7 protein-coding genes are annotated in these 6,859 nt (G+C 66.5%); all 7 read left to right on the forward strand.

What is annotated here, in order from left to right; all coding sequences use genetic code 11:
• A partial coding sequence (locus WA965_RS13855) for an RsmE family RNA methyltransferase (RefSeq protein ID WP_526447649.1) occupies window positions 1-371 on the forward strand: 371 nt, incomplete at its 5' end.
• Window positions 372-471: 100 nt separating this feature from the next.
• Window positions 472-891, forward strand: a complete 420-nt coding sequence (locus tag WA965_RS13860) for an MmpS family transport accessory protein (RefSeq protein ID WP_526301571.1) — start codon at window positions 472-474, stop codon at window positions 889-891.
• Window positions 888-3,770 (forward strand): MMPL/RND family transporter, encoded by a 2,883-nt coding sequence (locus tag WA965_RS13865; protein WP_526301569.1) that lies wholly within the window; start codon window positions 888-890, stop codon window positions 3,768-3,770. The genes WA965_RS13860 and WA965_RS13865 overlap by 4 nt, the downstream gene beginning before the upstream one ends.
• Window positions 3,771-3,873: 103 nt before the next feature.
• On the forward strand, window positions 3,874-4,920 hold the full coding sequence (locus WA965_RS13870) for a PhoH family protein (RefSeq protein ID WP_178359877.1): 1,047 nt from the start codon (window positions 3,874-3,876) through the stop codon (window positions 4,918-4,920).
• 10 nt (window positions 4,921-4,930) lie between these two features.
• The gene (gene ybeY, locus WA965_RS13875; RefSeq protein ID WP_178359878.1) at window positions 4,931-5,467 is read left to right on the forward strand and encodes an rRNA maturation RNase YbeY; all 537 of its coding nucleotides are present in this window, start codon (window positions 4,931-4,933) and stop codon (window positions 5,465-5,467) included.
• Window positions 5,464-6,765: a CNNM domain-containing protein gene (locus WA965_RS13880; protein WP_526301567.1), complete on the forward strand. Its 1,302-nt coding sequence runs from the start codon at window positions 5,464-5,466 to the stop codon at window positions 6,763-6,765. The genes ybeY and WA965_RS13880 overlap by 4 nt, the downstream gene beginning before the upstream one ends.
• On the forward strand, window positions 6,762-6,859 hold a 98-nt coding region (locus WA965_RS13885; RefSeq protein ID WP_526447651.1), incomplete at its 3' end, for a cytidine deaminase-like protein. The genes WA965_RS13880 and WA965_RS13885, both read left to right, overlap by 4 nt.

Here is a 6,859-nt window from a genome sequence, read left to right on the forward strand (position 1 = left end):
ACAAAGGGCTGCGCCGGTGGAGCGCGGTGGCACGGGCGGCCGCCCGCCAGTCCAGACGTCCGTACGTCCCGACCGTCGACGGTGTCGTCACCTCCGCGGAACTCGTCGATCGGGTGCGCGCCGCGGCGGCGTCGACCGTGCTGGTCCTGCACGAGTCCGCGACGACGCCGCTGGCCGACGTGGCGGTCGGGGACAGCGCCGGTCTCACACTCGTGGTCGGACCCGAAGGTGGTATCTCCGACGACGAACTCGCCGCGCTGGCCGATGCCGGTGCCCTCCCGGTGCGGCTGGGGCCGACGGTCTTACGGACGTCGACGGCTGCGGCGGTGGCTCTCGGCGCGCTGGGTGTGCTCACGCCGAGATGGCGGTGACCACACCCCCGGGGGGTAGCTCCCGCCCCGTTCGTTAGATAGGTTAGCCTTCCCTTCTGAAGATGTACCCGAGGGCGAAGGACTCCTGATTCTCACCCGTGTGACCCGAGCGTGGATCCCGCTCGTCTTGGTGGTCGTAGTCGTCGTCGGCGGATTCACCGTCTGGCGGATCCGCGGCATCTTCGGCTCCGAACAGCTGCCGACCTACGCGGGGAACATCCCCGAGGAATCGAACAAGTCCGACCCCAAGCGGGTTCGCTACGAGGTCTTCGGTCCGCCCGGCGCGGTCGCAGACATCAACTACATCGACGCCGAGGGTGATCCCAACCAGATCGTCGGTGCCACCCTGCCATGGTCGGTCGTGGTCGAGAGCAACTCTCCGGCGATGGTGGGAAATGTTGTGGCACAGGGCGACAGCGATTTCATCGGCTGCCGGATCGTGGCTGATGACGTCGTCAAGGACGAGCGCACCGCCTACAACGTGTCCGCCTACATCTACTGCTTCACGAAGTCCGCATGAGCCTGACCGCCCATACCGGTAGATCCGTTCGGGAACCCTCGGCGATCGCACGCTGGATTCGCCGTCTCGCCGTTCCGATCCTGCTCGGCTGGCTGCTGGTGGTGGTCGCGCTCAACGTCCTGGTGCCTCAGCTGGAGGTGGTGGCCAGCCAGAACGCGGTGTCGATGAGTCCGAGTGACGCCCCGTCGATGCAGGCGATGTCCGACATGGGCCGGCTGTTCGGGGAGTCCGACTCCGACTCCATCGCGATGATCGTCCTGGAGAGCGACCAGCCACTGGGCGACGACGCGCACGCCTACTACGAGCAGCTCATCAACAAGCTCGAGGCCGACCCCGACCACGTCCGCAGCATCCAGGACATGTGGGGCGACCCGCTGACCGAAGCCGCCGCGCAGAGCTCGGACGGCAGAGCGGCCTACGTCGCGGTGAATCTGGCCGGCAACATGGGCGAGACCGAGTCCAACGAATCGGTGGCGGCCGTCCGCGACATCGTCGACAGATCGCCGCCCCCGCCCGGCGTACAGATCCACCTAACCGGGCCGGCCGCGCTGACCGCCGACGTGAACATCGCGGGCGAGAGCAGCATGCTGCGCATCCTGCTGGTGACCTTCGCGGTGATCATCGTGGTGCTGTTGTTCTTCTACCGCTCGGTCTCGACGGTGATCCTGCTGCTGGTGATGGTCTTCATCCAGATGTCGGTGGCCCGCGGGCTGGTGGCGGCGCTGGGGCACTTCCAGGTCATCGAGCTGTCCACGTTCGCGGTGAACCTGCTGATCTCGCTGGCGGTGGCCGCCGGCACCGACTATGCGATCTTCCTGGTCGGCCGCTACCAGGAGGCCCGCGCCGCCGGCGCCGACCACGAGCAGGCCTACTACGAGATGTTCGGTGGCACCGCGCACGTCGTGCTCGGTTCCGGTCTGACGATCGCCGGCGCGATGTTCTGCCTGTCGCTGACCCGGATGCCCTACTTCCAGAGCATGGGCATCCCGTGCGCGGTCGGGATCCTCGCCGGGGTGGCGGTCGCGCTGACGCTCGGGCCCGCGATCATCACCCTCGGCAGCCGTTTCGGGCTGCTGGAACCCAAGCGCGCCATGCGGATCCGTGCGTGGCGGCGCATCGGCACGATGGTGGTGCGCTGGCCCGGTCCCATCCTGGTGGCCTCCCTGGCCCTGGCCCTGGTCGGACTGGCCGCCCTGCCCGGCTACCAGACCAGCTACGACGACACCCGCTACATCCCGGCGTCCATCCCGGCAAACGCCGGCCTGCAGGCGGCGACCGAGCATTTCTCGCTGTCGCGGATGAGCCCCGAGGTGCTGCTCGTCGAGGCCGACCGCGATCTGCGCAACCCCTCGGACTTCCTGGTCCTCGATCGGCTCGCCAAGCGAGTGTTCGGTGTCGAGGGCGTCGCACGCGTGCAGGCGCCGAGCCGTCCGGACGGGGCACCGATCGCGCACACCTCGATCCCGTTCCTGATCAGCATGCAGGGCGTCGGCCAGCAACAGAACATGAAGCTGATGAAGGACCGCATCGCCGACATGCGAACCCAGGCCGACGACATCGGCACGACGATCGCCACGATGCGCACGATGTACTCGCTGATGACGAAGTTCTCCGCCATCACCACCGAGATGATCGACGACATGACGGAGATGCGGGACACGGTCCACCAGATCCGGGACACGATCGCCGATTTCGACGACATGTGGCGGCCGATCCGCAACTACTTCTACTGGGAACCGCACTGCTACAACATCCCGATCTGCTGGTCGTTCCGATCGATCTTCGACTCCATGGACGGCATCAGCCTGATGACCGACACGTTCGACAAAGCGGTGACGAACATGGCCGAGATGAAGGTGCTGCTGCCGCAGATGCTGGCGACGTTCCCGCCGATGATCGAGACCATGGAGAACATGCAGCAGATGATGCTGACGACCTATGCGACCATGGGCGGCTTCTACGACCAGATGGACGAACTGACCCGCGACTCCACCGAGATGGGCAAGGCGTTCGACTCGGCCCGCAACGACGACTCGTTCTATCTGCCGCCCGAGGTGTTCGAGAACGAGGACTTCAAGCGCGGCATGGAGAGCTTCTTCTCACCCGACGGCAAGACCGTGCGCATGCTCATCGCGCACCGCGGGAGTCCGACCACCGAGGAAGCGCTGCAACGGGTCGAGCCGATCAAGATTGCGGCGATCGAAGCACTCAAGGGGACCCCCCTCGAAGATGCGACGATCCAACTGGGTGGCACCGCGGCGACGTTCAAGGACATGTCCGACGGATCCAGCTACGACCTTCTGATCGCGGTGATCTCGGCGATGTGTCTGGTTCTGATGATCATGCTCGTGCTGACGCGCAGTCTGGTCGCAGCGCTGGTCATCGTCGGCACCGTCACGTTGTCGCTGGGTGCGTCGTTCGGGATCTCGATCCTGATCTGGCAGCACATCATCGGCATCGAACTGCACTGGATGGTGCTCGCGCTGTCGATCATCGCGCTGATCGCCGTCGGGTCGGACTACAACCTGCTGCTGGTCTCGCGGTTCAAAGAGGAGATCCCCGCGGGGCTCAAGACCGGGATGATCCGGGCCATCGGTGGCACCGGCAGCGTCGTCACGGTGGCCGGGGTGGTGTTCGCGCTGACGATGGGGTCGATGGTGGTCAGCGACCTGCGGATCATGGCCCAGGTCGGGACGACGATCGGTCTGGGGCTGCTGTTCGACACGTTCATCGTGCGGGCGTTCATGATGCCGTCGATCGCCACCCTGCTGGGCCGCTGGTTCTGGTGGCCGGTGCCGGTGCGCACCCGGCCGCTGCGTCCACCGCCGTCGCGGCCGGTGGAGACGACGCAGCCGATCCCGGTGGGGCCGCCGTCATAACCGTTGGGACGTGACGGGCGACGGCGCTAAACTGGGGTTTCGATTCGGCCAGACCGGCTGGAATCTGAGAGTCGAAACAGAGGAAGCAGGCAGAAAACCGCACGTGAGCCCCCGCGAGTCGAACGCCGCCTCGGACGCACCCGGTACGCCGGTCCGCAGCAGCATCACCGTTCCGCCCGACCTCGTCGTGGGCCTCCTCGGTTCCTCCGACGAGAACCTCCGCGCTCTGGAGCGCATCCTGTCCGCCGACATCCATGCCCGCGGGAACGCGATCACGCTGTCGGGTGACCCCGCCGACGTCGCTCTGGCCGAGCGGGCGATCTCGGAGTTGATCGAGGTCGTCGCCAGCGGTCAGGCGCTGAAACCGGACGCGGTGCGCCGCAGTGTGGCGATGCTGACGGGCACTGTCGAGGAGTCCCCGGCAGAAGTGCTGACGCTGGACATCCTGTCGCGTCGCGGCAAGACGATCAGGCCCAAGACGCTGAACCAGAAGCGCTACGTCGACGCGATCGACGCGCACACCATCGTGTTCGGCATCGGCCCGGCCGGCACCGGAAAGACCTACCTGGCGATGGCCAAGGCCGTCAGTGCGCTTCAGACCAAGCAGGTGAGCCGAATCATCCTGACCCGCCCGGCGGTGGAAGCCGGTGAGAGCCTTGGCTTTCTGCCCGGCACGCTGTACGAGAAGATCGATCCGTACCTGCGCCCGCTCTACGACGCGCTGCACGACATGATGGATCCGGAGTTGATCCCGAAGTTGATGAGCGCCGGCGTGATCGAGGTTGCGCCGCTGGCTTTCATGCGTGGCCGCACCCTCAATGACGCGTTCATCATCCTCGACGAGGCGCAGAACACCACCGCCGAGCAGATGAAGATGTTCCTCACCCGGCTCGGCTTCGGCGCGAAAATCGTTGTGACAGGCGATATCACGCAGGTCGACCTGCCCGGTGGCGCCGCCTCCGGGTTGCGTGCGGCGATGCGCATTCTCGACGGGATCGATGACATCCACTTCGCTGAGCTCACCAGCGCCGACGTGGTCCGGCATCGCCTGGTGGCCGAGATCGTGGACGCATACGCCAAATCCGAGGAGCCGACGCTGATGAACCGGGCGCAACGCCGCTCGACGAACACCGGCAGACCGAGGCGGTAGCGGCCGACTCATGAGCATCGAGGTTGCCAACGAGTCGGGCATCGACGTGTCCGAACAGGAACTGATCAGCGTCGCCCAGTTCGTCATTCGCAAGATGGACGTCAATCCGGCCGCCGAACTGTCGATGGTGCTGCTCGACACGGCCGCGATGGCCGACCTGCACATGCGGTGGATGGATCTGCCCGGTCCGACAGACGTCATGAGCTTTCCGATGGACGAACTGGAGCCCGGCGGCAGGCCGGACGCTCCCGAGCCAGGCCCGTCGATGCTCGGCGACATCGTGCTGTGTCCGGAGTTCGCTGCCAAGCAGGCCGCCGACGCCGGGCACACGCTCGGTCAGGAACTGGCGCTGCTCACCGTGCACGGCGTGCTGCACCTGCTGGGCTATGACCACGCCGAACCCGACGAGGAAAAAGAGATGTTCGCGCTGCAGCGCCAACTGCTCGAGGAGTGGGTGGCCGATCAGGTCGAGTCCTACTACCAGGACAGGCAGATCGAGAAGGATCGCCGGCTGGTGGACAAGTCGCGACTGTTCGACGAACCGTGAGCCCCGTCGGTCAGCTGATCAGCGCCATCGTGCTGGTTGCCTTCGGAGGGCTGTTCGCGGCGATCGATGCGGCCTTGAGCACGGTGTCGATGGCGCGCGTCGAGGAACTCGTCCGGGACGAACGACCCGGTGCGGTTCGGCTGTCCCGGGTGATGGGCGAGCGGGCGCGTTTCATCAATCTCATTGTGCTGCTTCGCATCACCTGCGAGGTGAGCGCGACGGTGCTGCTGGCGGCCTACCTGGACGGCGGCCTCGGTGTGACGTGGGGGCTGTTCGCCGCGGCGGTGATCATGGTGGTGGTCAGCTTCGTGGCGATCGGTGTCGGGCCGCGCACGGTCGGTCGACAGAACGCCTACACCATCGCACTGCTCACGGCCTTGCCGCTGCAGGCCATCTCGGTGTTGCTGCTCCCGGTGAGCCGACTACTGGTGTTGCTGGGTAATGCGCTGACGCCGGGCCGCGGCTTCCGCAACGGCCCGTTCGCCTCCGAGATCGAGCTGCGGGAGGTCGTCGACCTGGCTCAGCAGCGGGGCGTGGTGGCCGACGACGAACGCCGGATGATCCAGTCGGTGTTCGAGCTCGGCGACACCCCGGCGCGGGAGGTGATGGTGCCCCGCACCGAGATGGTGTGGATCGAGAGCGACAAGACCGCGGGCCAGGCCACCTCTCTGGCGGTGCGCAGCGGTCATTCGCGCATCCCGGTGATCGGGGAGAACGTCGACGACGTCGTCGGTGTGGTCTATCTCAAAGATCTTGTGCAGCGCACCTACAACTCGACCAACGGCGGCCGCGACACCGCCGTGTCCGACGTGATGCGCAAGGCGGCGTTCGTCCCCGACTCCAAGCCGCTCGACGCACTGCTGCGGGAGATGCAGCTCGACCGGGTCCACATGGTGCTGCTCGTCGACGAGTACGGCGCGATCGCAGGCCTGGTGACGATCGAGGACGTGCTCGAGGAGATCGTCGGCGAGATCGCCGACGAGTACGACACCGACGAGGTCGCCCCCATCGAAGATCTTGGGGACAAGTCCTACCGGGTGTCGGCCCGGTTGCCCATCGAAGACCTCAGCGAACTCTACGACGTGGAGTTCGACGAGAACCTCGACGTCGACACCGTCGGCGGGCTGGTCGCGCTCGAACTCGGGCGTGTTCCGCTGCCCGGCGCCGAGGTGATGTGGGACGGTCTGCGGTTGCGCGCAGAGGGTGGTCCCGACCCGCGGGGCCGAGTCCGGATCGGCACCGTCCTGGTGAGCCCTGCCGAACCGGATGCCGACGACGACGGAGAAGAGCGCGAGTGACCGAGCTGAGTCCCGAAGACCAGAAACTGGTGGTGCTCGCCCGCGGCGCGATGGCCCGGGCCGAGGCGGCAGGCGGCGCGGCGGTCCGCGACGC

Source organism: Mycobacterium sp. (assembly GCF_049683935.1).
In the GTDB taxonomy this organism is placed as follows: Bacteria; Actinomycetota; Actinomycetes; order Mycobacteriales; family Mycobacteriaceae; genus Mycobacterium.

Excerpts from the sequence above, each read along its gene's own strand:
- WA965_RS13865 (WP_526301569.1), top strand. The coding sequence starts at position 888 with ATGAGCCTGACCGCCCATACCGGTAGATCCGTTCGGGAACCCTCGGCG.
- ybeY (WP_178359878.1), top strand. The coding sequence starts at position 4,931 with ATGAGCATCGAGGTTGCCAACGAGTCGGGCATCGACGTGTCCGAACAG.